This window comes from Chitinophaga sp. 30R24, assembly GCF_049056765.1.
GTDB lineage: Bacteria > Bacteroidota > Bacteroidia > Chitinophagales > Chitinophagaceae > Chitinophaga.
The window spans coordinates 458,509-484,378 of sequence record NZ_JBJGXX010000001.1 but is presented as its reverse complement, the minus strand read 5'-3'; the positions used below and the strand labels follow the sequence as shown (position 1 = coordinate 484,378).

22 protein-coding genes are annotated in these 25,870 nt (G+C 43.6%); 12 read left to right on the top strand and 10 right to left on the bottom strand.

Translation table 11 applies throughout. The features are described from left to right. Window positions 1-2 precede the first annotated feature (2 nt). The 6 genes from ACDQ55_RS01985 (at window position 3) to ACDQ55_RS01960 (ending at window position 3,923) form a co-directional block, all read left to right on the top strand. Window positions 3-527 carry a YceI family protein gene (locus ACDQ55_RS01985; protein WP_420979363.1) on the top strand — a complete coding sequence of 175 codons (525 nt, stop codon included), beginning with the start codon at window positions 3-5 and terminating at the stop codon, window positions 525-527. Between the two features lie 77 nt (window positions 528-604). Continuing rightward, window positions 605-1,234, top strand: coding sequence for an NAD(P)H-dependent oxidoreductase (locus tag ACDQ55_RS01980; RefSeq protein WP_420979362.1), 630 nt, complete (start codon window positions 605-607; stop codon window positions 1,232-1,234). A 158-nt stretch (window positions 1,235-1,392) separates the two neighbouring features. Continuing rightward, complete coding sequence (locus ACDQ55_RS01975) at window positions 1,393-1,803, top strand: OsmC family protein (protein WP_420979361.1); 411 nt, start codon at window positions 1,393-1,395, stop codon at window positions 1,801-1,803. Between the two features lie 140 nt (window positions 1,804-1,943). Then, on the top strand, window positions 1,944-2,651 hold the full coding sequence (locus ACDQ55_RS01970; RefSeq protein WP_420979360.1) for a pirin family protein: 708 nt from the start codon (window positions 1,944-1,946) through the stop codon (window positions 2,649-2,651). An 81-nt stretch (window positions 2,652-2,732) separates the two neighbouring features. After that, entirely contained in the window at window positions 2,733-3,467 is a 735-nt protein-coding gene (locus ACDQ55_RS01965) for an HAD-IIB family hydrolase (RefSeq protein ID WP_420979359.1), read from the top strand. Between the two features lie 81 nt (window positions 3,468-3,548). After that, window positions 3,549-3,923, top strand: a complete 375-nt coding sequence (locus ACDQ55_RS01960; protein WP_420979357.1) for a hypothetical protein — start codon at window positions 3,549-3,551, stop codon at window positions 3,921-3,923. Window positions 3,924-3,925: 2 nt separating this feature from the next. Here the strand turns inward: ACDQ55_RS01960 and ACDQ55_RS01955 are convergent, their stop codons facing one another. The 3 genes from ACDQ55_RS01955 to dxs all read right to left on the bottom strand — a co-directional run bounded on the left by ACDQ55_RS01955 (window position 3,926) and on the right by dxs (window position 8,208). Beyond that, window positions 3,926-5,050: a PAS domain-containing protein gene (locus tag ACDQ55_RS01955; RefSeq protein ID WP_420979356.1), complete on the bottom strand. Its 1,125-nt coding sequence runs from the start codon at window positions 5,048-5,050 to the stop codon at window positions 3,926-3,928. 117 nt (window positions 5,051-5,167) lie between these two features. Continuing rightward, a complete protein-coding gene (locus ACDQ55_RS01950) occupies window positions 5,168-6,214 on the bottom strand; it encodes a flavin reductase family protein (protein ID WP_420979355.1) in 1,047 nt (348 codons plus the stop codon). Window positions 6,215-6,282: 68 nt separating this feature from the next. Further along, a complete protein-coding gene (gene dxs, locus ACDQ55_RS01945) occupies window positions 6,283-8,208 on the bottom strand; it encodes a 1-deoxy-D-xylulose-5-phosphate synthase (RefSeq protein WP_420979354.1) in 1,926 nt (641 codons plus the stop codon). A gap of 202 nt (window positions 8,209-8,410) precedes the next feature. On the opposite strand from dxs, the gene ACDQ55_RS01940 reads away from it, so the two are divergent. Both ACDQ55_RS01940 and ACDQ55_RS01935 read left to right on the top strand, forming a co-directional pair. Then, entirely contained in the window at window positions 8,411-9,448 is a 1,038-nt protein-coding gene (locus tag ACDQ55_RS01940) for a sensor histidine kinase (RefSeq protein ID WP_420979353.1), read from the top strand. A 96-nt stretch (window positions 9,449-9,544) separates the two neighbouring features. Continuing rightward, window positions 9,545-10,273 (top strand): LytR/AlgR family response regulator transcription factor, encoded by a 729-nt coding sequence (locus ACDQ55_RS01935; RefSeq protein ID WP_420979352.1) that lies wholly within the window; start codon window positions 9,545-9,547, stop codon window positions 10,271-10,273. Window positions 10,274-10,468: 195 nt separating this feature from the next. Here ACDQ55_RS01935 and ACDQ55_RS01930 read toward each other — a convergent pair whose 3' ends face one another. Further along, entirely contained in the window at window positions 10,469-11,281 is an 813-nt protein-coding gene (locus ACDQ55_RS01930) for a geranylgeranylglyceryl/heptaprenylglyceryl phosphate synthase (RefSeq protein WP_420979351.1), read from the bottom strand. A gap of 270 nt (window positions 11,282-11,551) precedes the next feature. Here ACDQ55_RS01930 and ACDQ55_RS01925 point away from each other — a divergent pair, with 270 nt between their 5' ends. The 3 genes from ACDQ55_RS01925 to ACDQ55_RS01915 all read left to right on the top strand — a co-directional run bounded on the left by ACDQ55_RS01925 (window position 11,552) and on the right by ACDQ55_RS01915 (window position 16,386). Next, window positions 11,552-14,839 carry a vitamin B12-dependent ribonucleotide reductase gene (locus ACDQ55_RS01925; protein WP_420979350.1) on the top strand — a complete coding sequence of 1,096 codons (3,288 nt, stop codon included), beginning with the start codon at window positions 11,552-11,554 and terminating at the stop codon, window positions 14,837-14,839. 536 nt (window positions 14,840-15,375) lie between these two features. Next, window positions 15,376-15,876 (top strand): hypothetical protein, encoded by a 501-nt coding sequence (locus ACDQ55_RS01920; protein WP_420979349.1) that lies wholly within the window; start codon window positions 15,376-15,378, stop codon window positions 15,874-15,876. Between the two features lie 21 nt (window positions 15,877-15,897). After that, window positions 15,898-16,386 carry a YcxB family protein gene (locus ACDQ55_RS01915; protein WP_420979348.1) on the top strand — a complete coding sequence of 163 codons (489 nt, stop codon included), beginning with the start codon at window positions 15,898-15,900 and terminating at the stop codon, window positions 16,384-16,386. Between the two features lie 16 nt (window positions 16,387-16,402). Here the strand turns inward: ACDQ55_RS01915 and ACDQ55_RS01910 are convergent, their stop codons facing one another. The 5 genes from ACDQ55_RS01910 to prs all read right to left on the bottom strand — a co-directional run bounded on the left by ACDQ55_RS01910 (window position 16,403) and on the right by prs (window position 23,713). After that, complete coding sequence (locus ACDQ55_RS01910) at window positions 16,403-17,119, bottom strand: DUF2490 domain-containing protein (RefSeq protein WP_420979347.1); 717 nt, start codon at window positions 17,117-17,119, stop codon at window positions 16,403-16,405. A 110-nt stretch (window positions 17,120-17,229) separates the two neighbouring features. After that, complete coding sequence (locus tag ACDQ55_RS01905; protein ID WP_420979346.1) at window positions 17,230-18,717, bottom strand: SusD/RagB family nutrient-binding outer membrane lipoprotein; 1,488 nt, start codon at window positions 18,715-18,717, stop codon at window positions 17,230-17,232. Window positions 18,718-18,728: 11 nt separating this feature from the next. Next, complete coding sequence (locus ACDQ55_RS01900) at window positions 18,729-22,109, bottom strand: SusC/RagA family TonB-linked outer membrane protein (protein WP_420979345.1); 3,381 nt, start codon at window positions 22,107-22,109, stop codon at window positions 18,729-18,731. A 132-nt stretch (window positions 22,110-22,241) separates the two neighbouring features. Beyond that, window positions 22,242-22,685: a GNAT family N-acetyltransferase gene (locus ACDQ55_RS01895; RefSeq protein ID WP_420979344.1), complete on the bottom strand. Its 444-nt coding sequence runs from the start codon at window positions 22,683-22,685 to the stop codon at window positions 22,242-22,244. A 95-nt stretch (window positions 22,686-22,780) separates the two neighbouring features. Next, window positions 22,781-23,713 carry a ribose-phosphate diphosphokinase gene (prs, locus tag ACDQ55_RS01890; RefSeq protein ID WP_420979343.1) on the bottom strand — a complete coding sequence of 311 codons (933 nt, stop codon included), beginning with the start codon at window positions 23,711-23,713 and terminating at the stop codon, window positions 22,781-22,783. Window positions 23,714-23,929: 216 nt separating this feature from the next. Between prs and ACDQ55_RS01885 the strand changes: the two genes are divergently transcribed. Further along, on the top strand, window positions 23,930-24,631 hold the full coding sequence (locus tag ACDQ55_RS01885) for a carboxypeptidase-like regulatory domain-containing protein (protein ID WP_420979342.1): 702 nt from the start codon (window positions 23,930-23,932) through the stop codon (window positions 24,629-24,631). Between the two features lie 165 nt (window positions 24,632-24,796). Here ACDQ55_RS01885 and ACDQ55_RS01880 read toward each other — a convergent pair whose 3' ends face one another. Further along, window positions 24,797-25,870, bottom strand: coding sequence for a hypothetical protein (locus tag ACDQ55_RS01880; protein WP_420979341.1), 1,074 nt, complete (start codon window positions 25,868-25,870; stop codon window positions 24,797-24,799).

Genomic DNA, 25,870 nt, shown 5'->3' with positions numbered 1-25,870 from the left:
ATATGACAACCTGGAAAATTGATCCCGCACACAGTGATGTACAATTTAAAGTAAAGCATCTGATGATTACAACCGTAACAGGTCAGTTTGCAAAATTTGATGGTACTATGGAAAGCGCTAATGGCGATTTCGCTGATGCTAAAGTAACTTTTGAAGCAGATATCAACAGTATTTCTACTCAGAATGCACAACGCGACCAACACCTGCTGGCTGCTGATTTCTTTGAAGTAGAAAAATACCCTAAACTGGTTTTTGTTTCTAAAGAAGTAAAGAAAATTGACGCAGAAAACTACAAACTGATCGGTGATTTAACGATCCGCGACAATACCCGTCCGGTAGAACTGAATGTAGAGTACGGTGGTGAAGTAGTAGATCCATATGGCCAAACTAAAGCAGGATTTGAGTTAACTGGTAAGATCAACCGTAAAGATTTCGGTTTAACTTTCCACGCTACAACAGAAACCGGTGGTTTGCTGCTGAGCGACGAAGTGAAATTGCTGGCTAGCGTGCAGATGATCAAACAATAACAAAAAACATTAATGGAGCAGGCCAGGCATTACACATGACATGGAGGTATAAGGGGCCTGCTCCGTAAAATAGGATAATGGATATTCTCAATAAACTGGAATGGCGTTATGCCGTTAAGAAATTTAATCCAGCTAAGAAATTAAGTGAAGCGCAGCTGGATAAACTGATTGCCGCAACCAGACTGTCGGCATCAGCTTATGGCTTACAGCCATATAAAATACTGGTTATCGAAAACCCGGCTGTACGTGAACAACTGAGAGCGGCTTCCTATAATCAACCACAGATTACAGATGCTTCCCAGTTAGTAGTTTTTGCCAGGTATGCTCATCTGAGCGAATCTCACGTAGATGATTATACGAATAATATAGCGGCAACGCGTAATATAGCTCATTCAGAATTAGACGGTTTTGCAGGTGTGATGAAAGGCACTGTGAACCAGTTAAGTGAAGAAGGCGCAGCAGTATGGACCTCTAAGCAGGCTTATCTTGCACTGGGTACCTTGCTCACTGCCGCTGCAGTGGAAGGCATTGATGCCTGTCCTATGGAAGGCTTCGACGCTGCTGCATATGACGAAATTTTAGGACTCAAAGAAAAAGGGTTGGCTGCAGTAGTGATTGCTGCAATAGGTTTCAGAGCAGAAGAAGATGTGTTTCAACATGCAAAGAAAGTACGCAAGCCAATGGACGAATTAATAGAAATGATTTAGGGATCAATGGCCAGGACCATGTTCGGGGCTGCCTCATTATATGAGGCAGCCCTTTTTGTATTTGCCTCTCAGAGGCTTCGCTGCTTTAATTTCCCGATTAATTTGTAATTTGAGGCCTCTGCACTGATTTTTCTAACTAGAAAAAATAAAAAATTAACATGAAAAGATTTGCAACTGCCAATTGGCAAGGTACCGGTAAAGAAGGTAAAGGGACTTTAACTACCCAGTCTACCGTATTAAATGAAACCCAGTACTCTTTCAGCAGCCGTTTTGAAGACGGTATTGGCACTAACCCTGAAGAACTGATTGCCGCTGCACATGCTGGTTGCTTTACTATGAAGCTGAGTTTTGTGATCACTGGCGCTGGTTTTACTCCAGGCAGCATTGATACCAAATGCACTATTACGCTTGAAAACGGTGCAATTACCTCCAGCCACCTGGAAGTAAAAGCTAGCGTACCAGGACTGGATGCCGATAAGTTTGCTGAATTTGTAAAAGATGCAGAAGCAAATTGTCCGGTAAGTAAAGTACTGAATGCTGCGATCACATCGGCAGCAACCCTGGTGTAAATCAGCTGATATACATTTTTGAAAATACGGATCGGCATAAGGCTGGTCCGTATTTTTTTGTCCATGTTTTTCAACGGATCATCCATTCCCGGCCCCTGCCTTTATGGCGATATTTGTATCATTAAAATAAAGGAGTTGTTATGAAAAAAATCATTCATTGTGCAAATACCAGGGGATATGCCAATCATGGTTGGTTAAAGAGTCATCATACATTTAGTTTTGCCAGTTACTACGATCCGGAAAGGATTCATTTTGGCGCGCTCCGCGTACTGAATGATGACCAAGTAAAAGGCGGAATGGGTTTTGGCGCCCACCCCCACGATAATATGGAAATTGTGTCTATTGTGTTGGATGGCTCGCTGGAGCACCGTGATAATACAGGTAAGCAAGAAGTAATCCGTAAGAACGATATACAGGTAATGAGTGCAGGTACAGGTGTTGTGCATTCAGAATTCAATGCTTCGAAAACTGACGATGTTAGCTTTCTGCAGATATGGGTGATACCTAATGAAAGAAACGTAACACCCCGCTACGATCAGCAGACATTTGACCCTGCCGGTCGGGAAAATAGGCTACAGGTGTTGATTTCGCCAGACAAGTCGGCCCTCTGGCTGCACCAGGATGCCTGGTTTTCGCTGGGTAAATTCGACGCCGGAAAAACGCTGGATATCACCCCTAAATTTCAAGGCGCCGGCAGTTACCTGTTTGTGCTCAGCGGAGAATTGAATGTTGCCGGTGAAGTGCTGCATACCCGTGATGCAATTGGATTATCGGATTATGATAGTGCTACTATTGAAGTCATTAAACCGGCAGAGTTTTTGTTGATAGATGTACCAATGTTACAATAATTATACGCGATATATACTAACCCGTTAAGCAAAAAAGATCGGCTGTAAGGCTGATCTTTTTTGCTTACTTTTAAAAACATTATGGAACAACCTATGTTATTGGCTACCGATCTGGATGGCACTTTTTTAGGAGGTACTGCCGAAGATAAAGCACAACTTTATACCTTATTGCATCAGCAAAAGAATATACAGCTGGTATTTGTAACCGGTAGGGGCGTACGTAGCGTGCTCACGCTGTTGGAAGATACTGCTTTACCCCGGCCAGCTTATATTATCTGTGATGTAGGCGCTACCGTAACGCACCTGGCTTCTATGACGGCAGTAGAACCAGTGCAATCTCTGATTGCTGCCCGTTGGGCAGGGGATACTATCCGTGAAAAGTTGAAAGCCGTAAAAGGTTTGTTGCATCAAGAGGCTGAGCAACAATACCGTTGTTCCTATTTTTATGACGAAGGCACAGATATTACGGGCGCCAGGCAGATAGCTGATTCGCTGCAGTGCGACTTGCTTTTGTCGGCAGGTAAATACCTGGATATATTGCCAAGGGGCGTTAATAAAGGGTTTACGTTGCAGCAATTATTACAGGTATTGTCTTTGCCGCACCGGCAGGTATTGGTAGCCGGCGATTCCATGAACGATTACACTTTGTATACCAGTGGGTTTAAAGGCGTGGTAGTGGGTAATTCGGAGCCCGAATTAAGCAGGCTTACTACCGGTATGCCACATGTACTACAGGCAAAGCGATCTGGTGCCGGTGGTATATTGGAAGCAATGGCCTTTTTTCCGGAGTTTGCTGGCTACCTGCAAAAATTGTAACTTAGGTTAGCAAAGGGATATTGACAGTAACGTTGGGTTTGATGAGTAATTTTTTTCATCGTCATTGTAAATCTATACACCATGGAAACGACCTCTCCCTCCGAAGAATTGCAGCAACTGAACTCCTGGAAAGAAGAAGTGAATGAAGTAAGAGATGAAGTAAAATTAATGCGTGAGCGATTGGAGCAAATAGAACTTAGTAAGGCTTCCAAAGATATTATGACCCAGGTAGAGCGTTTTGAGAACCGTTTGTTGCGCCAGCAGGAAGTTGCAGATGAAATGCATCACGATATTAAGCAGTGTGCAAAAAGCATATCACCGGCATCGGCAATGATAGTCCACAACGATAGGCCGGTAGATAATTTTCATGCCATACAGCGCCGTATGGAAACCTTCCAGGAATTATTTGTTGCGTTGAAAGATGACTTCAACCACTTTATGCCAGCCAATGTATAATCTCATTGTAACTGTTTCACTTTATGCTCTATTTTATGGATGATGTTATCCAGCTGTTGTGTGGATTCATATAACCATTCCATAAGTTGTGAGTTAAGATGGCTGTCCTGGTTGCTTTTGTCGAACAGGTCAGTAATACTGAGTATAGACACTACCGGCCGGCGGATTTCATGCGAATTGATCCAGGCAATTTCTTTCAGGGTTTTATTTTGTTCTTCCAGTAGCCGGGCTTGTTTCACATGTTTGTCGATATCATGTATGATGCCTATCATTCTTAGGGGTACATTGTTTTCGTACATAATGAAGGCGCGGTCTATCACATATTTATAGCAACCATCTGCACACCGGAAACGGTATTCTTCCGACCAGAAATTAGAACGGGCAGCTATACTTTTTTCCAGGGAGCCCATTATTCTTCTGTAATCTGCCGCATGTATGTTTTCTTGCCACCACTGTACCAGGTCGGTATCGGGGCTGTTATTGTGCCGGAACAGGTCTGACAGGCCGTGATTCCAGGTAACGCTGTTGGTGAGCAAATCTTTATCGTATACGGCGTCGTTGGTGGCCTGGGCCAGTAATTCATACCGCTTGCCGAGTTCTTGTGCTTGCCGGGCAGCCTTTACCTGTGCGTCTACATCCTTCGACATAATAAACCGTGCTGTTTTACCATAATAAACAGCTGGCAACGAATATATTTCCACAAAGAAATTATGGCCATCTTTTTTATGGTGTTGCCAGATACCGCTGTATTCGGCATCCATTGTATAATGTTCAGTAGTGTTTTCTATGAGCAATGAAATATCTTCCTGGTTATGGATATCTTTTATGGTCATGTTCAGGAATTCTTTTCTGCTGTAGCCATATTTCCTGATAGCGGCATTATTAACGGATAAAAAGCGCATGGTATCTTTTTCATAGATCCACATGGGAATCGGATATTCATTAAACAGTTGTTCGAACTGTAAAGAACGTTTACGGAACCAAGAACTGGAAATGAGTACCAACAAGCATGCAACCACCAACAATAATAGCGTGCCGGTGATCCATAGGGCGTACTCAGCAGGAAGTTTAATCAGTAAATAACTGTTAATTGAGATCACTACAAACAACAGTATTATACTCATCATTTTTAGCGGGGCATTCTGCATCACATGGGATTTAGTGAAAATTTAACGAATTTTTCAGCAATGCAAAAATTCTATTCAAATTGAATTGATAGGCAAATAATTGTATATTACTATTAGTTAAAATTCTAGTATTACCTCCTCACTTACTGGGTATCCAACACAGGTGAGTACCAGGCCTTCGGCAAGTTCTTTATCGGTGAGCACTTCATTTACGGGCATCCATACTTTTCCGCTTACACATAGCGCAGTACAGGAGCCGCATACGCCACCCTTGCAACTATAAGGCAGCAGTACATTATTTTGGAGGGCGTTGTTCAGAATGGTTTCATCGCCAGGCACCTGTAGTTGATATTCCTCGTTTTTGAGGCGTATGAATACTTTTTTGAGATGATGGTCTGTGGGAAGGGGAGTTTTTGCGATCCGGATATCGGTATTTACCACAAAATTTTCTTTGTGGAGCTGCGTTTCCCTGAAACCCATAAAGGTGAGAGTGAGCAGGATGGTACGCATATAATCCGGCGGGCCGCAAAGGAAAAACTGTGCATCCTGTGGCTGGTAGTGCAAGTGCGTTTTTACCAGTTGTTCCAGCAGTAGGTTATTGAGCCTTCTGTAGGTGTGGTGGTTATCGGGGTCATTACTAAACAGGAAGATGCATTGCAATTGTAGTGGATATTGCTCCTGCCATTGTTGTAGTTGTTGGTAAAAGATAGCATTTTCCGGTGTGCTGTTGCTGTAGATAAGCTTTACGTGCGCTTCCGGGTCTTGTGTGAGGAGCTGTTTCAGCAAGGAAAAAATGGGCGTAATACCGCTTCCTGCCGCCAGCAGAAATAGATCTTTTTTACCACCTTGCCGGTCTTCATAGGTAAAGCGACCAGAAGGTTCCAGTGCGGTAACCAGTTCTCCTTTTTTCCAGGTACGGATGATATGCCGGGATATTTCGCCATTTTCTTTTTCGCGGATGGTAACCGACATAAATGGATCTACACCAGGAGTAGAGCTAAAGGAATAAGAGCGCCGGTATTCTTTGTTATGGAGAGTGATGAGGAAGGTCAGGAACTGCCCGGGAAGATATGCAAGTGGCGTATGGGTAGTGTTTTCCAGTTGATAGGTATATGTACCGCTGGTTTCGCGTATGATATCGGTGATCCTGAACTGAAAGTACATGACAGAAAAGTAAAGTGGCTGACCAAAAGTTAGCAGTGGTTTAGTCAGCCACTAATATCTAGATGTAATTAAATAGTAACAGTAATTTTTTCGCGCAGCATATCCCGGGTAGCCTGGGCGATGCCGGCAGCATCGAAGCCGCATTCACGGTATAGTTCTTCCGGTTTGCCATGTTCCACGATTCTGTCGGGGATGCCTAACCGTTTTACGGTAGCCCTGTAATTATTGGATGCCATGAACTCTATCACTGCGCTGCCGAAGCCGCCTACAATGGTACCATCTTCTACCGTGATCACTTTGTCGAACGACTGGAAGATTTCGTGTAACAGGGCTTCATCGAGAGGTTTTACAAAGCGCATATCATAGTGGGCAGGTTGCAGGCCATCTCCGAGCAGTTCTTTGCAGGCTTCTGTTACGAAGTTACCGGCATGTCCGAGGGAGAGGATCGCAATGTCTTTACCGTCGCGGATTTTACGGCCGGTACCTACTTTAATGGCTTTAAATGGCATGCGCCATTCGGGCATAACGCCCTGGCCACGTGGGTAGCGGATGACATAAGGCGTATCATTTTCCGGCAGTTGTGCGCTATACATCAGGTTCCGCAATTCTTCTTCGTTCATGGGGGAGCTGATGATCACATTGGGGATACTGCGCATATAGGCAATATCGTAGGCGCCATGGTGGGTAGGTCCGTCTTCTCCCACCAGTCCGGCTCTATCGAGGCAGAATATTACCGGCAGTTTTTGGATGGCCACATCATGTACTGCCTGATCAAAAGCGCGTTGGAAGAAGGAAGAATAGATAGTACAGAACACGCGCATGCCCTGGGTGGCCATACCGGCAGACAGGGTAACGGCATGTTGCTCACAGATACCTACATCGAATGCCCTTTGTGGCATCTTTTCCATCATGAATTTGAGGGAGGAGCCGGAGGGCATGGCGGGAGTGATACCGATGATTTTATCGTTTTGTTCAGCGAGCTCAATAATAGTATGCCCGAAAACGTCCTGGTATTTAGGTGGTTGCGGGCTGGTGACCGGTTTTTTGAATATTTCGCCGGTAATTTTATCGAATAATCCTGGTGCGTGCCAGGTGGTTTGGTCCTTTTCTGCGAGGGCATAGCCTTTACCTTTAGTGGTAACGATATGCAGCAGCTTAGGGCCGGGGATATCCTTCAGGTCTTGCAGGGTATCGGCGAGCTTTACGATATTATGGCCATCGATAGGGCCAAAATAGCGCATTTGCAGTGCTTCGAAGAGGTTACTGGATTTAGAAACCACTCCTTTGAGACTGGCTTCCAGTTTAGAGGCCATGTCCCGGGTAAATTTTTTGCCTACCGGTAGTTTACCCAGCAGGTTCCACACATCGTCGCGCACCTTGTTATAGGTGGGGGAAGTGGTGATGTCTGTCAGGTATTCTTTGAGTGCACCCACATTTGGATCTATGGACATGCAGTTATCGTTGAGGATGATCAGCACATTGGCTCCGGCAACACCGGCGTGGTTCAGCGCTTCGAAGGCCATACCGGCTGTCATGGCACCATCGCCGATAACGGCGATATGCTGACGGTCGAATTCTCCTTTGTAATGGGAAGCCATGGCCATACCCAATGCGGCGGAAATAGAAGTAGACGAGTGCCCAACCCCGAAAGTATCGTAACGGCTTTCATCCCTTTTAGGGAATCCGCTGATCCCTTTGTATTTCCTGTTGGTAGGAAATGCTTCCCGGCGACCGGTCAGTATTTTGTGGCCATAAGCCTGGTGGCCTACGTCCCATACCAGTTGGTCGTAAGGGGTATTGAAAACATAATGCAAAGCGACTGTTAGTTCCACCACTCCCAGGCTGGCCGCAAAATGGCCACCATGAACACTCACTACATCAATAATGTATTGACGTAGCTCTTCACACACCTGGTGAAGCTGTTCTTTATTCAGCTTGCGCAAATCAGCGGGATATTCTATCTGGCTTAACAGTTGACCTGCCTTTATATTCATAATAGCTCAGGGTTTATATGAAGTAACAAAATTACATAAAAATAAGTGGTAAATCCGGATCTGGCAACAGGAAAATGAGTGCCATTCGGCCGCAGTGATCTGCCATTTACGGTTTTGATTCACCATTTATAACATTTAGGTTTAAACGCGCAGTGTGGAAGGGTATTTTTGGAATATAGGTGAAGTTTACTAATTTGATTGAATGTTTAAAAGGATAAACAAATATTGGTGGTGCCAGATTTTGGGTTGGTTGGTATATTTTGTGTTGAACTGCTTCTACTACAACACGATGGACAGATCGGGGTTTAAACTGTCGGATGCTGTTAACCTTTTAATATTCATTGTTTTAGGTATATTATCTACACACTTATTCCGTACTTTGATCAATAAACGGAATTGGGTAGTATATACGATGGAAAGGCAAATATTACTGTTTTTTGCCATGGTAGCCGGTACGGCGCTCACCTTGTATATTAGCTATTATTCATTGATGTACTTCATCTTCGACTATACCCGGCGGGATCTTATCACCGGTGTTATCAAAGATCTGGTATCAGATTTTGTACTTTCCTTTGTATGGTGGATGATCTATTATATCTGGCATTATATTGAGCGTAACAGGAGCGCCCAGGTAGATCAGCTAAAGTTGGAAACCACTGTAAAGGAGCTGGAACTGAAAACGATCAAAGCCCAATTGAACCCTCATTTTATTTTTAATGCGCTGAATAGTATCCGGGCATTGATAGATGAAAACCCGCAGCGGGCAAGAACGGCTATCACCGAGCTGTCTAATATTTTGCGGAGCTCTATGCAAACAGAGAAAGCGGAAACAGTGAGCCTGGAAAATGAATTAAATATAGTAAAGGATTACCTTGCATTAGAACATATCCGTTTTGAGGAACGTTTGAATGTAAAATATGAAATTGACCCGGATACACTAGAGTTGCAGGTGCCTCCGATGATGTTGCAAACATTAGTGGAAAATGCTATTAAACACGGTATTTCCCGCATTATTATGGGAGGATCGGTGTATATTAATTCCTCTCTGAAAGGCATGCAGCACGTTATTACCATCGAAAATACCGGACAATTAATAGAAAATGGTACCAAAGGCAATGGTTTCGGACTACAAAGCACCAGACAAAGGCTGAGCTTGTTGTTTGGCAACCGGGCATCCTTTGAAATCAGGAATAAAGATGAACAAACAGTGGAGGCTACCGTTATTATGCCTTTACTCTGATCACACTTGTTATAGAAACGGCTATATCCTGAAGATGATGGGCTATAGTAATTGTTTAAATCAAATTCAAATCATCAACCAAACTTCATATTGCCAATGAAAAAAGCATTGATAATAGATGATGAACGCCTGGCCAGAAGTGAGCTGAAAAAATTACTGGCGGATCACCCGGAAATAGTGGTGGTAGGAGAAGCTGTGAACGCGAAGGATGGTATAGAAAAAATAGAATCACTGCATCCTGACTTACTCTTCCTGGATATCCAAATGCCGGATAAAACGGGTTTCGACCTGTTGGCAGAGCTGGAGAAGTCGCCACAGGTGATTTTTACCACTGCATACGACGAGTATGCGTTAAAGGCGTTTGAATATAATGCGCTGGATTATTTGTTGAAGCCCATAGAGCCTAAGCGCCTGGCAGATGCTATCCATAAGTTGCATCAGCAAGATGAGAAAGACCGTATCGCAGCCACAGGTGGCATACGTTCCTTGTTGTCTGAGAACGACCAGGTTTTTGTAAAAGACGGAGACCGTTGCTGGTTTGTAAAATTGCAGGAGATCCGTCTTTTTGAAAGCGTAGGCAACTATGCCCGTGTGTATTTTGAAACGAATAAGCCATTGATCTTAAAATCGTTAAATGCACTTGAAGAACGGCTCGACGAGCGGACATTTTTCCGGGCTAACCGTAAGCATATTGTGAATCTCCGGATGATTGAGAAGATTGATACCTATTTTAATGGAGGGTTGTTGCTAGAAATGCGGGGCGGGGAAAAAATTGAAGTGAGCCGCCGGCAGGCTGTGAAATTTAAGGAAATGATGAGCTTGTAAGTGATCAGCACATCATCGCTGATATGATTGAGCTTGCCATTAAAAGCGGTTGACCTTGTGAGGGCTGTGCGGATAGTTGTTAGCAGCTATTCGCTGTCAGCTAAAAAGCAATAGCTGTTAATTATTCGTCTTTTCAGACACCTAATTAACAGCTATTGCTTTTTATATTATAGTATTATTAGTTGAAAGCTGGCGCTATATGCTTACTGCAGCAACAGAGTGTACAGCATCTGCCAGTTCTTTGATAAGAGAGAGATCTTTTTCTATGGCATTACCCACCACCAGGATATCGGCGCCAGCCTTGCAGTTGAGGTAAGCTTTTTCGGCATCCCGGATACCGCCGCCTACAATGATAGGGACTTGTACCTGGCTGGCCACCCGGCTGATCATACTTTCTGTGATTGGCACCCGGGCACCGCTGCCGGCGTCCATATAAATTACTTTCATCCCCAGCATTTCACCGGCTATAGCAGTACACATTGCTATATCTGCTTTGTCTGCCGGAATGGGAGTAGTATTGCTGATATATGATACGGTAGTGGGCGCACCACCATCAATTACCATATACCCTGTTGAAATTACTTCTAATCCGCTTTTTTTAACAGCTACTGCTGAAACTACGTGCTGGCCTATCAGTAATTCCGGGTTTCTTCCGGAGATAACAGACAGGTATAGCAACGCATCTGCATATTTAGATACCTGGGAAGGACTACCGGGAAATAACACAACAGGAATATTACAGCTAGCTTTTAGCTGTTGTACGCATTCATCAAGATGGTCGGAAATTACCAAACTACCTCCAAGGAAGATGTAATCAACTTTGGCAGCAGTGCATTTTTCTGCTAGCTCAATGATGCCGGCAGGAGTTACCTTATCCGGATCAATTAAAACCGCGAATGCTTTTTCCTTTTTAGCCTTTCTTTCGATGAACGAAGTGTATATATTATTGTACATCAATAGCGCATTGTTCCGGTTGTCGCAAATGTATAATTTTTTTGTTAATAACACACATTGATAAATAAATATGAATTCAATTCATTTTCTATGAATGAACTTTGTGATACTTATCTTACCAGGCCTGCTACAAATGCAAAGAATTTGTTAACGTCAAATTTTGAGCCGGATTTCTTATGGGGTATAACAATTAGGCCGGCAAACTGTTTGCTCAATTTTCCACAACCTGTGCAAAATAAAAGCAGGTTAAGCGCTATTTAAGAATTAACTTTAGAATACTCCGCATTACTAACTCATTTGTATCACCTAAGAAAAGTTATGGGCATGAAAAATTCAGTCAACGTGAATGGGCTTGCGTTCTCCCGTCATTTTACCAAGGAAGGTGTGAATCCTTACGATCAGTTTACATATGAGCTGCGTTCCTCCATTATCCGGAATCCGGGTGGCGACGTAGTATTTGAAACAAATAATGTAGAAGTGCCATCAGGATGGTCGCAAATTGCAACAGATATCCTGGCCCAGAAATATTTCCGTAAAGCCGGGGTGCCACAGCAAGATGGTAGCCTGGGGCGGGAAACATCCGTAAAGCAGGTAGTACATCGCATGGCCAATTGCTGGCGGGCCTGGGGTGAAAAATATGGATATTTTGCTACAGCATCCGATGCAAAAATTTTTTATGAAGAACTGGTTTTTTGTATGCTCAACCAATCGTGTGTACCAAATTCACCACAATGGTTCAACACTGGACTATACGAAAGTTATGGTATACAGGGAAAACCCCAAGGGCATTATTATGTAGAACAACGTACCGGAAAACTGGAGGAATCTACTTCCGCCTATGAGCGCCCGCAACCCCATGCCTGTTTTATCCTGAGCGTAAAAGACGATCTGGTAAATGAGGGAGGCATCATGGATCTTTGGATGCGGGAAGCACGCATCTTTAAATATGGTTCGGGAGTAGGCACCAACTACTCTGCTATCCGTGGGGAAGGAGAGCAATTAAGTGGAGGCGGAACTTCCAGCGGCTTAATGAGTTTTCTGAAGATAGGCGACCGGGCCGCCGGCGCTATCAAATCCGGCGGTACTACCAGGCGGGCAGCTAAAATGGTGTGTTTAGACCTGGATCATCCGGAAATTATGGAATTTGTGAATTGGAAGGTAGAAGAAGAGAAAAAAGTAGCAGCCCTTATAGCGGCCGGTTACTCTTCAGATTATGAAGGCGAAGCTTACCGGACGGTATCCGGTCAGAATTCCAATAATTCAGTTCGTATTCCTAATTCTTTTTTTCATGCCCTGGAAAGTAATGGCGATTGGGAGCTGAAAGCGCGTACTACCGGTAAAGCCATTAAAACAGTAAAGGCGAAGGAATTATGGGACCAGATTACTTACGCCGCCTGGCGTTGTGCCGACCCAGGTACGCAATACGATACTACTATCAATGAATGGCATACCTGTCCGCAAGGAGGACATATTAACGCTTCCAATCCCTGTTCAGAATACATGTTCCTGGATAATACCGCCTGTAACCTGGCATCAGTGAATCTGCGCCGCTTTTTTGATGATGAAAAGAATTTATTTGATGTAACAGGATTTGAATATACCGTGAGGCTATGGACTGTGGTATTGGAAATTTCTGTGCTAATGGCGCAATTTCCTTCCAGGGAAGTAGCGCAGCTTAGTTATGATTACCGTACCCTGGGGTTGGGGTATGCCAATCTGGGCTCTATGTTGATGGTAAGCGGCATTGCTTACGATAGTGAAGAAGCAAGAGGGGTGGCCGGGGCAATTTCGGCTATCATGACTGGTGTTGCTTATAGCACATCCGCAGAAATGGCAGCCCATCTGGGGCCATTTTCCAGGTATGCCGACAACCGGGAAGATATGCTCCGGGTGATGAGAAACCACCGTGCCGCGGCTTATGATGCAGTAGAAGCATACGACGGATTGGAAATAAGGCCTAAGGGCATAGATGCGCGATATTGCGCCGACTATTTGTTAAAAGCAGCGACAAAAGCCTGGGATGAGGCAGTGCAATTGGGAGAGGAATATGGTTACCGTAATGCCCAGGCTACTGTGATCGCTCCTACCGGTACAATTGGCCTGGTAATGGACTGTGATACTACAGGCGTAGAGCCGGATTTTGCTTTGGTGAAATTTAAAAAATTATCTGGTGGCGGATATTTTAAGATCATCAATCAATCTATACCTACTGCGTTACATAATTTAGGATATACTCCCCACGAAATAAATGCAATAGTAGATTATGCCAGAGGTACCGGCAGCTTTGCCGGCGCCCCGTATATTAATCATCAGTCGCTGAGTGAAAAGGGGTTTATCGGGGAAGAGCTTAAAAAGCTGGATGCAGCTGTTATTTCCTCTTTCGATATTTCTTTTGTTTTCAATGTATATACCTTAGGTGAAGAGTGCCTGCAACGGTTAGGATTTAAAGCGGAAGAATATTTTAATCTCGAATTCAGCCTGTTGCATGCCCTGAATTTTACTGATGATCAAATTGATGCTGCCAATGATTATGTGTGCGGCACTATGACAGTAGAAGGAGCGCCTTATTTGAAGGAGGCTGATCTGGCTGTATTTGATTGCGCCAATAAATGTGGAAAGCATGGAGAGCGTTACATACATCCACATGGTCATATAAAGATGATGGCAGCAGTACAACCCTTTATTTCAGGGGCAATTTCCAAAACCATCAATTTGCCGCATGAGGCAGCTGTGGAAGCAATTGCAGATGCCTATAAATTGAGCTGGCAATTGGGCTTAAAAGCATGTGCTTTATATCGTGACGGTAGTAAGCTGAGTCAGCCTTTGAGTAATAAAAGCGATAAAAAGAAGAAAGAAGGAACTGGTACAGCGCCGGCAGCTACCGATCTTAACCAATTGAGCGTTGACGAACTGTTGGGAGAAGTTAATAAACGGATGCAGGCTAGCAGTGATACCACTTTAAAGCGGCAATTATCCAGGATTGTAGAAAGGCAATCATTACCTTCCAAACGGGGTGGCTTTACTCAAAAAGCCAACGTAGGAGGACAGGTGATATTTGTGCGCACCGGTGAGTATAAAGATGGCACATTGGGTGAGATATTTATAGATTTAGCTAAAGAGGGCTCTACCCTTCGCAGCCTGATGAACTGTTTTGCCATTGCAGTGTCTGTGGGTTTACAATACGGTGTGCCGCTGGAAGAGTTTGTAGATAAGTTTATATTCACCCGGTTTGAGCCGGCAGGTGTAGTAGACCATCCGAACATTAAATCTGCTACTTCTTTGATAGATTATATTTTCCGGGTGTTGGGCTATGAATATTTAGGACGTACAGACTTAGTACATGTATTGGATAAGCCAGGGAATACAGGAGAGGAAGATGTGGAAGATAATACACAGATACCTGGTTGGTCTGCAACGTCAAGTCAGGCAGCCCAACCGGCGCCTCGTAGAGTTCAGGCGGCTAGCGTATTTCAGCAAGAAAGTAATACCCAGGATTACATGAAAAGTATGCAAAGCGATGCCCCTACCTGTACTACTTGCGGGCATATAACTGTGCGTTCAGGGACTTGTTATAAATGTCTGAATTGCGGCACCAGCATGGGTTGTAGCTGATCAATGTTGCAACTTCTTGTTAATGATATGTTATTGTGCCTCTAAAATTTCAAAGAAAAATAACATGCCCTTACCTTTGTATTCAAATAGGGTTTTCATAGGATAGTAACAAATTGAGGGCGCTTTTCTAGGCGCCCTTACTTTTTTTAAAAAACTCGCTTAATACCCCTTTTATTCTTCTTGTAAATAGTTGGCATTTTTCTTCGCTGCTATTTTTTCCGTTTGATATTTTTTTATAAAAATCGATTTTATTTGATCTTTTGAAAATTTGATATATCAAATTTGAAATATTTCAAATATTTATACTTTCGTCCACCTCACGATATAATTTTATTATATTTGTTATTGTATTAATTTTTATTATGGTTACTGTCCTATGAAAAACCAAATATTCCTACACCGCATGACTCTTCATGCACTGTAAATGACTCTCGAAAGCAATGGTTCGTCCATTGCTTTTGTTTTTATATATTTTTTCAGCTACTAGAAATCTCGAAATATAATTGTATTTTTAAACTCGAAAATTTTGATACCTTATGAAAAAGCTGTTGTTAATGCTGTTGGTAGTTTTGGCCGCAGCCGCATCAGCAAATGCCAGCACTGGTTTCAAGAACGGGGATAATAATGGGGATAAAAACGGAGATAATAACGATAACCGTAATAATTCCAAAAACACGAACAACGCCAAACCTGTCCGGGTAGAGGAGTTTGTGTTAATGTTTCCACGGGTAGAAACAATGGAAAAAGTGGATGAAGCAGAGTTGGAGAAAGCTATTGTGGATCTGTACAAATGGTATTTACAAAACGAGACCAAATTAAATACAAACGACTTTCTGAAAGGAAGTGGTAAAGAGTTGGCTTTCCCTTTTAAGGTAGATCCAAAAACTTTACAACAATATTTTCTGTTCATCAGGAAAAATTTTCCAGGCTTTGGGGAAGACGATCTGTCGAATTTAAAACGCAGCCGGAAAAAAGAAGCACCTGTTACTGTGCGTGATGAAATGGATAACCCCATGTCAATTTCAGTTAACAGATAAAAATCGTTTTGCCAGGCGATAATGCATTTAGAGTTCAGTTACCATAAGGGAGATGTGTTGCATGCGTTGCGTTATCATTTTATGCAAAGGGGAGAGATAAAGGTCTTCCGCAATACGCTTATTATTCTATTACTGGCCACCTTAACCGGTTATTTTTATCGTGTTGTTACCACAGGTGCCTTAACCGGTATTGTTATCATGATATTAGTGCTGACCTGGGTATTCTGGTATTTGCTCCCGCTGGCTATTTACAATAAAGCGGCTACTTTTAAAGACGATATACACCTGTCTTACTCAGAAGAAGGCCTATTAATTTCTACCCGTTATAGCCATCGTCAGCGGAGTATTAGCTGGCAGCAATTCTCCCGGGTGGTAGAAACGAAAAAATTCTTCTTCCTTTACCGCGACAAGAAAACTTTCTTCCTTATTCCTACCAATGCTTTTGAATCAAAAGAAGCTTATCAGGATTTTATCGCGATGTTGAAAGTAAAGTTCAGCAATTACCGGTAACCCTTCATTTACCAGCCTATAGAATAATAGTTTGAAATACGCTGAAATGTAGGATATGGTTCATCGTTTTGGCGCCGGATGGAGCTTGCACCAATTGGTTCATATAGCCTATATCTGCTTTCAGGTTAGTGTTGAACTGGTAGCCAAATGCTGTCAGGAAGCGGTTTTGATCAAAAAACAGGTTATTGATATTATTTCCCCACAGATTCAGCAAAATCTCGTCTTGCAGTGCTACATAAAAGGGGGTAGTTTGTTTTTTATGTTTGATACCTATCTGGGTACGGTTAAAATACCGCAGGCGGTTACCATATTTCCAATCGCCGATGGCATGTACGTCTCCAGCTTTCGATGGCTGGGCCACCCATCTTTGTTCCAGCCTTACGCGATGGGTCATATCTATTTTTTTCTCTTTATGTATATATTGTTCAAAGAGGCGCTGTTCTGGCAGCCAGGTGTTGCTGGTATTGTTATAGGTAGGTACAAAAGCATAGCCTAGCAAGATGTGATCCTGTTTGGTAAGGGAGTATTGTAGTCCACCCCTTAAGAGTAACTGCCCTTTATTGCTGATGCCATCCCTGATACGTCCTTGTATATCGAAAGGGATAGCCCATTTGCTATTCAGTTTTGCGGTGCCGAAGTAGGTATACCAATTTTGATAAGCGTGTGTAATATCCTGTGCCAATGCCATATGGGTACTTGCCAAAAAAGCAAGTGCCAACAGTACTTTCCTCATAATTGTTGAATATAGGTAGGGCTAAAGGTAAATAAATCAGGAGAAAAAAAGAAGGCGCCTGCAGACGCAGGCGCCGATAGATTGTTGTTTAGCTATAGTTGATTGTTGTATCAAAACTTATTGTACCATAATTTGGTGCCTTTCAGGTCGCCTCCTACTGCAGTCGCAGCTTCATCGTAGCTTACTTTGTTCTGGGTTTGCTCGATAACCGGGTAAGTGAGGCGATAAGGTACTTCGGCCACACTGCGGTCCAGGCTGCCGGATTTAGGCAAAATGAACAGCGGCTCCCCGCCTGGCTTTTTGAATTGCAGCCGGGTTCTTTCAAACCATGCTTGAAAACCTTGTAGGTAAAGCGCCAGCCACTTCTGTGTGCCGATCACGTTTTTCCAGTCAGCGGCCTCATAAGGCACCTGGTCTAAATATGCCTGTATCGTGTTTTCATTAATATTAGTAGCACCAGACAGATCGCGCCAATAGGTAATAGAAGCTCTTACGCCATTATTATAATGGGTTGCGGCATTTCCTACGTTCATCCCGCGGGCAGCTGCTTCTGCGAGAATAAATTCCACTTCTGGATAGCCCATGAGGATGCCTGGCATGGTAGCGCTGTATACCTGCTTGCCGGGTTGAGAATAGTGGCTTTCAGACAGGTGAAGTGGGTCTGAAGTGCTCAATCCGTAGATTAACCCTCTGATAACGCCATCTTCTGCGGCAGGCCGGGCGTATATAGGCAGGCGTGGGTCGTTGATGCTTTGCATATAGTCTACCAGGGTAGTGCTTACAGCGTAATCTATCAACGCACGATCTGCATCATTGTAAGGAAATCTATTAGGCACGGTAGATAAGTACTGGAACTGGGCAGACTCCTTGTTGCTGCTGATAGCATACTGATAATGGGCTTCAATGATTTCTTTGGCTTTATCCGGATGGGCATCTGCCATACGGATCGCGATGCGTAGCATCAGCGAGTGGGCCAGTCTTCTCCAGCTTTCCACATCTCCATTGTAAATAATATCGCCGGTGTTATAGCTGGTTTGAGAAGCATCAAGAATAGTAATTTGCGCCTGTAATATGTCGAGCAGGGAATTGTAGATCGCCTGTGCATCATCATATTTAGGGGTGATGTTGCTTGTATTCTGGAAGGCTTGTGAATAAGGCACGTTGCCATAAGTATCCGCCAGCATCTCGAAGATCCAGGCTGTCATGATCTGTGCAATGGCATTCTGATTGGCTACACCAGGCTGGCCTTGTTTTGCCTGGTTCATCAGTATAATTTCGTTCAGGTTATGTAAAGATATCCTGTACAGATTGTTCCAGAAAGTGGTATTGTTTCCTTCATCCAGCTGGTATTGACTGTCGGCTACACGGGAATTGGCAGACCAATATTGGGCGTAGTGCATGCCTATAAAGCCGTTTTGCAAGTTGCTGTACAACACATCCATCGCGGATTTTTGTGCACCTGTGAGCAAAAATTGTGGTTCTGTGGTGGTTGGTTTAGTTGGATCACGGCTCATATCATCCAGCTTTTTACAACCCATAAAACCTAAGGAGACGATCAACAGCAGAACAGCACTATATTTCAGAGTCATTTTAGTCATCTTCATAAAATTTAGAATGATACATTCAGGTTAATACCGTAAGAGCGAAGCGATGGCAATGCCCCCCCTTCAATACCCTGGATATTAGAGGCAGAGTTGAGAATGTTGGATGGGTCTACATTGGGTGCATTGGATTTCATCAGCCAAAGGTTACGGCCATAGAGTGATACGCGTACGTTCTGCGCGCCTATCTTCTTGTACCAATACTCTGGCAGGTTGTAACCTATTTTTGCTTCCCTCAGGTAAATATAACTGGCATCGTACAGGTTAGCGGCGCTGATCACATTACCACCGTTGTAGTTGAAGTGGTCTTGTGCAGAGATCCGGGTAGTGTTTGGTTTGCCGTCTGCTGTTATGCCTGGTACTACAATACCTGTTTCCCGGATGTTGTTAGCCACTGTACTTTCAAGCAAGCCGGATTTTTCTCCATATAAGTTAGTATAGGAAAAGAAGTTGCCGCCATGTTGGAAATCTACCAGGGCCGACAGGTAGAAGCCTTTATAGGAGAAAGTATTGGTAATACCACCTACGTAATCGGGATAGGCGTTACCGATATTTTTAATACCTGTTGGCACGTAACGACCGAGGGAATCAACCAGTTTCTGTCCGTTTACATAAGTGTAGTCGGTGCCGCGTATTGTTCCCAGTGGCTCTCCTACTTCGGCAATCACAGATACTTTTTGTGTGCGGCGATCGGTGCCGATGGTCAGGATCGGTAAATCAACATTGTATTGATCTACATGTAGGTTGAGCAGCTTATTGCGGTTGAACGCAATGTTGGCATTGATATCCCAGCGGAAACCATTTCTCAGGCGTATAGGGTTCAGGTTGAGTCCTATTTCAACACCTTTGTTTTCCACGCTGCCACCATTTACATAAGCACCGGTATAACCGCTGGGCGCTGAAATGGGCAGGGTAATAATCTGGTCTTTGGTAATACGTTTGTAGTAAGTAAGATCCAGTCCTAAGTGGTTATCCAGGAACTTTAGTTCTATACCTGTTTCCACTTCGGTAGTCCGTTCTGGTTTCAGGTGCTGGTTTTTATAGGTAGCATTGTATTGGGAAACCGGGTTGGTACCGAAAGGAGGAATATAATCCAGGGTATTGAAAGTATAATAAGGATCTGCATCATTTCCTACTGCAGCAATACTACCTCTTATTTTACCAAAGGTGAGCCACTTCCATTCTTTCAGCAGGTCTGAAAATATAAAGGAAAGGGAAGCTGAGGGATAAAAATACTGGTTATTGCCTTTTTGCAGGGTGGAGGTCCAGTCGCTACGGCCGGTGAGGTCGAGGAACAGGAGGTTTTTATAGCCCAGGTTAGCAGTAGCAAAAGCGGAGTTGATCTGCTTTTCGTAGTATTCGTCGGTAGGCAGGGCTGTTTGCATGGAGTTATTCAGGTTATAAACATCCTTCATGATAAATCCGCCCTGTGTACTGCCACCGGTAACCGTCCAGAGGCGATGCATAACATTACCGCCTACGGAGGCATTGAACAGGAAGTTGGGACCAAAACGCTTTTTGATATCTGCAGTTACCTGGTAGTTCATTTCCCGGGAGGTACGTATACGTTTGGTGTAGGTACCTGGCAAGTAATCTTGTGCGGTTCTTTCCTGTTCCAGCGTATTATAATCGTCCATGAATACACGGCCGGTAAAAGTGAGCCATTGGGTAGCGTCGATATCTACGCCAGCATAGCCGTATAGCCTATTACGGGAGTCTGTTTCATAGTCCATGTATCGGTTCCAGTAGGGGCCATTGCTGGAGGAGATACTGGGGTCGTTCCATGCGCGGCGGTTCCAGGTAATTTGGGAACCGTCGTCATATTTATATCTTTTTTCCATGTCGATGTCAAGTTGGCGTTGACCATACATGGTAAATTGCAAGGTTGGGTTAGGGCCGGTAAAACCGGTACCGGGCCGGCCTTTTACCTGCAGGGAGGTATAGTTAACAGCTGCCAGGGCCCTCACGCCTTTAGTAACTTCGTAGTTGCCATTTACAGAGAGGTTATTCCGTTTATTAGTAGCATTGGGTAATACGAAGGTTTGGTCCATGTTGCCATAAGACAAGCGGAAGCTTCCTTTATCATTGCTGCCAGCCAGGGCGATGTTATTGGTGAGGGTAAAGCCTGTTCGGTAAAAATCTTTTACATTGTTAGGATGTGCAATCCAGGCATCTGTTTGCCCAAAGTAAGGATTATTTTTATTTTTATCCCATGACCAGTAGGGGCGTATGGTTTGACCTAGCAGTTTAGGGCCCCAGGACTCATCTGCTGCATATATGGGCAGGAGGTCGTATCTTCCTTTACCGTTATTATCGTTGTAAGTAGCGCTTTGTTCATTCAGGAATCCTTCCGGGTGTTGGTTATAGTAGAGTGTATCAAACCTTCCGCCGCTACCGCCACCATATTCGTTCTGGTATTTAGGTAATACGGCTACCTGGTCTATTTGTGCATTGAGGCTGTAAGTAACCCCGATACCTTTTTCAGTGTTAGGGCGTTTTTTAGTAGTGATGAGCAGTACGCCATTAGCGCCCCGGCTTCCATAGAGCGCGGTTGCTGCTGCGCCTTTCAGCACAGAAATATTTTCAATGTCTTCCGGATTAATATCTTGTAACGGGCTACCATAATCGTAGCCGCCACCGCCATTCTGTTGGCCGCCTTGGTTGGTTACGCTGTTCATCATAGGTACGCCGTCTATTACGAAGAAGGCATTGTTGTCGCCCAGGATAGATTTCACCCCGCGGATGGTGATCTTAGAAGAACCACCCATGGAGCCCGTGTTGGTATTTACCTGCAGCCCCGGTACTTTACCGGAAAGCGCATTTACAAAGTTTACTTCCTTCGCTTCCTGTACGGTGCTGCCGCTTACTTCCTGTATGGCATAACCTATGGAGCGGGGATTCTTTTTAATGCCGAGGGCAGTAACGACCACTTCTCCCAAAATTTTTTTAGTAGCGTCAGAAGGTACCATCGTGATATTCAGTGGACCTCTTTTTTCGATAGGAATCGTTTGTTCGCCAAAGGTGGGCGCGGTCACTAATATGGTATCTTTTACAGCCGCTTTGATAGTATAAGTGCCGTTAGGATCTGCTTGTGCATTGATTTTAGCCGTTTTATTACGGATGACGGCGCCGGGAATAGGTGTGCCTTTATCATCTTTTATGGTACCAGTGAGCGGAAACCTGTTGACTTCATTTTGGGCGATAGCCGGGAGGATCAGGGCAGTATCCTCTTTAGGCCGGGTGGTAGGTTTAATCACTACTGGCACAGTAGTATCAGCCTGCAATAAGTTGGCAGAAGGAAACCCTTTGGGTGTTGCGTATGCGCTGCTGGCAATAGAGCCGAAAAAGGCATAGCACAGCCCCGACCAGGCTAGTACATGGCTTCTCATTGTATAGTGAAAGATTTGGTTACAAAATTTTTGGACAGGCTTACTATGCTGTCTATTGTTATATTGCTTTTCCATCAATATAACAATACAATCAAAAGCGCTTCTACAATGGGATGCAGAAGAAAAAAATATTTATTTCAGGTTTTTCCTCATTTCGTAGTGAGGGATGCCCACTTCTATAAACTCCTCTCCACAGGTTTCGTATCCCAGCTTCTGATAGAAGCCAGTAGCCACTTTGCGGGCATGTAGGGTTAATACGTTAAATCCATTTTCGTGTGCATATTGTTCTGCAAATGATACAATATCTCTTCCAATACCTTTTCCCTGCATATCGGGAGATACTGCCATTTGTCTTAGCTGTACAATGTTTTCGTTGACGGGTGTAAGTATGCAACAGCCGGCAATTGCTGTATGCGCTGTTGTTATGAAGGCGCCGATCAATACGTCATTCATTTCCTGTTGAAGCTGTTCTTCGGTAAAGCTTAATCCCAGCGGCTTGCGAAGCACTTCACTACGTAGGTCTACCATTGCATGGTAATCGCAACTACCGTATTCGAGTATACGAAATTCCAACATTGCTTTTTTGAATTTGTGTTTTGCAAGTTAAATAAATTGCCTGGAAGGCAGGATACGCTGAGTGTTTGGATGACAAATGGCTTGCCAACAGGAGATCAGGAATGCTGACTTTGAAGGTAATGTACAATGAGTTGATCTACAGATTTTACCTGTAACATGTCATCGTGTATAGTAAGTGCATTGGGATGGGTATCTGTGCAGATCACTTTTTTAATTAGGCCGCTGTTTTTTATTTTTTCGAAACCATTCCCGGCAAAGATGCCGTGGGTGGTAATGACACAGATTTCATGGGCGCCAGCATCATGATAAGCTGCGGCGGCATGGATCAGAGAGCCGCCAGTACGGATCATGTCATCGTAAATAATAACGGTTTTATCTTTTACATCGGCACTGATAGCGGTAATCGCTGTTTCTTCACCGGAGATACGGCGTTTAAATACGAAGGCGGCTGGTACATGGAGATCATTGGCGAGCGATTCCACCCATTTGGCCCTGCCAGCATCAGTGCTGGCGAGTACAAACGGCTTTCCCCCAGCCAATTCCATAGCAGCATCCTTTACAAAATCTTTTGCGTACAAGTGTACAGGGCGAACATCATTTTCGAAATACCAGGTGATCCCATCTACGTGAAGATCTATCATCACAATGCGATTGCCTCGGGAAGTATTGGGTAGGGAGGAAAACAGTACAGCGCGGGTTTTTGCCTTTACAATTTCCCCATATTTCACCGCTCTCTCCATGGTAGAATAGCCAAAGAAGGGAATAACAATGGTGAGGGAATAGGCGCCTAATTGTATGCATCCACTGGCCAAGTCATATAATTCAAGGGTTTCCTTATCGTCTATAGTACCACCAAGTAGTATCACCTCTTTGTTGCTTACATTACTCAATATCCGGTGGTAATGCTCCCCATCGGGGAAATCACGAATGTCTAATTCTCCATTTTCCCAGGCTGTGCCCGGAAAAGAAAGTATCCTGTTTTTAAGGTATTGGTAGTGCTGAGTAGCGAAAATGATCTTTTGTGGCATAACTTTGATAGGATGAGCCAATGAATATCGTAAAAATAAGCGATTGAATGGATATTTATAACGTTGATAATTAATAATTTTGTGTTTGAGCTCTGTCACCTTTCCCGTTTTTTAACTTTTCATTTGCGGGTGGAACATTAAATTTGAAGGATTAGTATATTCATGATTCGTTTTACAGCATATATCGGAGCACTGTTTTTATTCTTTTTCATTAGCATGCAGGAAGCTTTCGCACAAGTGCGCATGTCCGGTATGGTGGCGGATGAGGAAACCAAAACGGGTTTACCTTTTGTTTCTATTATCAATAAAAGGACAATGACGGGCACAATGAGTAATGAAAGTGGCCGTTTCTACATGGAGGCATTACCAGGAGATACCCTGGAGTTCTCTATGCTCAGCTATACTACCAAATTGCTGATCATGCCTGCTATGTCTACCTCCCAGGAAGTATATCTGCAAAAGCGCTTATTTGAACTACAAGGAGTGAATATAAAAGGGAAGAACTATCATAATGATTCTATGGCTATGCGCGACGAATACGGGAGGTATTTTGACTACCATAAGCCAAAGGCAATGGATGTGTTGAAAACGCTGCCTGCTAACCCTGTTACTGCTTTATCTTATCTTGTTCCCAGCAAAACACGTAAGCGGAAAGAGCAATTCCATGAACAATTACTTTATTGGGAGAAGGAAAAATTTATCGACTACCGCTACTCTCCTGAATTAGTAGGTAAAATGACCAAGTTACAAAGTCCTGAACTGGATTCTTTTATGTATAAATACAGACCTGGATATCAATTTCTCAATACTGCTTCTGATTATGATCTGCTGTTATATATTAAGCAATCATTTGAGGAGTATCAAAAGCAGAAAGTGGACAAAAAGCCGGTGACCGCTGTTGTACCGGCAGGCCAATAAGTGATTGATAGCAGTTCGCTATTAGTCCGATATGCTTTGATGTTGTTACCCGATGATCTTTTCTTGTTCTTCTGCAATCTTTTTTATGGCTCCCGTTTATCTATTTAGCTAATAGATAGCTAGTTTTAATGTTGCGCTATTCCATTTTTCTGCTTTGTATTCATCTTAGTTACCTGGCTCCAGTTCTTGTTTCAAGGCAGGTAATGAGAAGTAATGCTGTTGTTGGAGAAAGGTAGCCAGTCCTGTATCGGCATTTAATTGGTTGTTTAATACGGTAGCGGCTGGCCATATACCAGGATTGGCCGGGGCCCATTTGGTGTAAAGCGATAAATAGGTATTGGAGATATAAGCCAGTATTTTTCTTTTTTCATTCATCTGAAATAGGTGAAAAGGATGGTTACGGTAGTGTCCAGGCGCTTCCGGATTAAATAAGGCATAGGCGTAGTCTTCCAAGCCCAGTAATAGCCGGTTATTGTTTACTTGTGTATGGGCTGCTACCCATTGTAACAACGCTTCTTTTATATCCAGGTTGCCTGTTGCTTCCTTTTTAAAAATGATTTCTCCTACCGTAGATAAGTTGGCTTCGTCCATATATTCGTAATCGTACATAACGAGGTCGTTTATTTGGGGTACTTGCGTGTAACCGAAAGTAACTACCAATGTTTTAAGGAAGGCTGTATCTTCATGTAGCAGCCAGGCCAGGTCGGATTGACTGTTGTTGAACAAAAATTTATTTCTCGCCACCAACGCCGGATGAATGGTTATTTTATATTGGTTACTATCGGTGAATTGAAGGTAATCTCCCAGCAGTGGCAGATAGGTTATGAACTTGTATGACTGGGCAATGAAAAGATTCTCTTTTGTGTAGTCGAATTCATCTTGTTTATCACTATCATTTGCAAAAATGGTGTAACATTTATTGCGCAGTTTTACGAATGGGCATTGATCATAGAAAATATCCCCGAAGATGTTGCGTATTTTTTTGTTGAAAGCGGTATCGTCCAAGGCGATGAAATGATTATCCTTTAAGCCCTGGGCAATAACAGGCAGTGCTAATTCCAGGTCTTTTACCGTGTATTGGTATGCCGGATGATTATTATCACCGGGTTCCATATTTGCCTGTAATGCCAGGTGTGTTTTAATGGCTGCGATGTCCATATTTATTGCAGATTGATATTTATTTGATGGCTGACAACAGATCAGCGTGCTGGTAACGATGATGACGGTAGGTATCTTCAT

Coding starts and splice junctions, on each gene's coding strand:
- ACDQ55_RS01985 (WP_420979363.1), top strand. CDS start 3: ATGACAACCTGGAAAATTGATCCCGCACACAGTGATGTACAATTTAAA.
- ACDQ55_RS01980 (WP_420979362.1), top strand. CDS start 605: ATGGATATTCTCAATAAACTGGAATGGCGTTATGCCGTTAAGAAATTT.
- ACDQ55_RS01975 (WP_420979361.1), top strand. CDS start 1,393: ATGAAAAGATTTGCAACTGCCAATTGGCAAGGTACCGGTAAAGAAGGT.
- ACDQ55_RS01970 (WP_420979360.1), top strand. CDS start 1,944: ATGAAAAAAATCATTCATTGTGCAAATACCAGGGGATATGCCAATCAT.
- ACDQ55_RS01965 (WP_420979359.1), top strand. CDS start 2,733: ATGGAACAACCTATGTTATTGGCTACCGATCTGGATGGCACTTTTTTA.
- ACDQ55_RS01960 (WP_420979357.1), top strand. CDS start 3,549: ATGGAAACGACCTCTCCCTCCGAAGAATTGCAGCAACTGAACTCCTGG.
- ACDQ55_RS01955 (WP_420979356.1), bottom strand. CDS start 5,050: ATGATGAGTATAATACTGTTGTTTGTAGTGATCTCAATTAACAGTTAT.
- ACDQ55_RS01950 (WP_420979355.1), bottom strand. CDS start 6,214: ATGTACTTTCAGTTCAGGATCACCGATATCATACGCGAAACCAGCGGT.
- dxs (WP_420979354.1), bottom strand. CDS start 8,208: ATGAATATAAAGGCAGGTCAACTGTTAAGCCAGATAGAATATCCCGCT.
- ACDQ55_RS01940 (WP_420979353.1), top strand. CDS start 8,411: ATGTTTAAAAGGATAAACAAATATTGGTGGTGCCAGATTTTGGGTTGG.
- ACDQ55_RS01935 (WP_420979352.1), top strand. CDS start 9,545: ATGAAAAAAGCATTGATAATAGATGATGAACGCCTGGCCAGAAGTGAG.
- ACDQ55_RS01925 (WP_420979350.1), top strand. CDS start 11,552: ATGAAAAATTCAGTCAACGTGAATGGGCTTGCGTTCTCCCGTCATTTT.
- ACDQ55_RS01920 (WP_420979349.1), top strand. CDS start 15,376: ATGAAAAAGCTGTTGTTAATGCTGTTGGTAGTTTTGGCCGCAGCCGCA.
- ACDQ55_RS01915 (WP_420979348.1), top strand. CDS start 15,898: ATGCATTTAGAGTTCAGTTACCATAAGGGAGATGTGTTGCATGCGTTG.
- ACDQ55_RS01910 (WP_420979347.1), bottom strand. CDS start 17,119: ATGAGGAAAGTACTGTTGGCACTTGCTTTTTTGGCAAGTACCCATATG.
- ACDQ55_RS01905 (WP_420979346.1), bottom strand. CDS start 18,717: ATGACTAAAATGACTCTGAAATATAGTGCTGTTCTGCTGTTGATCGTC.
- ACDQ55_RS01900 (WP_420979345.1), bottom strand. CDS start 22,109: ATGAGAAGCCATGTACTAGCCTGGTCGGGGCTGTGCTATGCCTTTTTC.
- ACDQ55_RS01895 (WP_420979344.1), bottom strand. CDS start 22,685: ATGTTGGAATTTCGTATACTCGAATACGGTAGTTGCGATTACCATGCA.
- prs (WP_420979343.1), bottom strand. CDS start 23,713: ATGCCACAAAAGATCATTTTCGCTACTCAGCACTACCAATACCTTAAA.
- ACDQ55_RS01885 (WP_420979342.1), top strand. CDS start 23,930: ATGCAGGAAGCTTTCGCACAAGTGCGCATGTCCGGTATGGTGGCGGAT.
- ACDQ55_RS01880 (WP_420979341.1), bottom strand. CDS start 25,870: ATGAAGATACCTACCGTCATCATCGTTACCAGCACGCTGATCTGTTGT.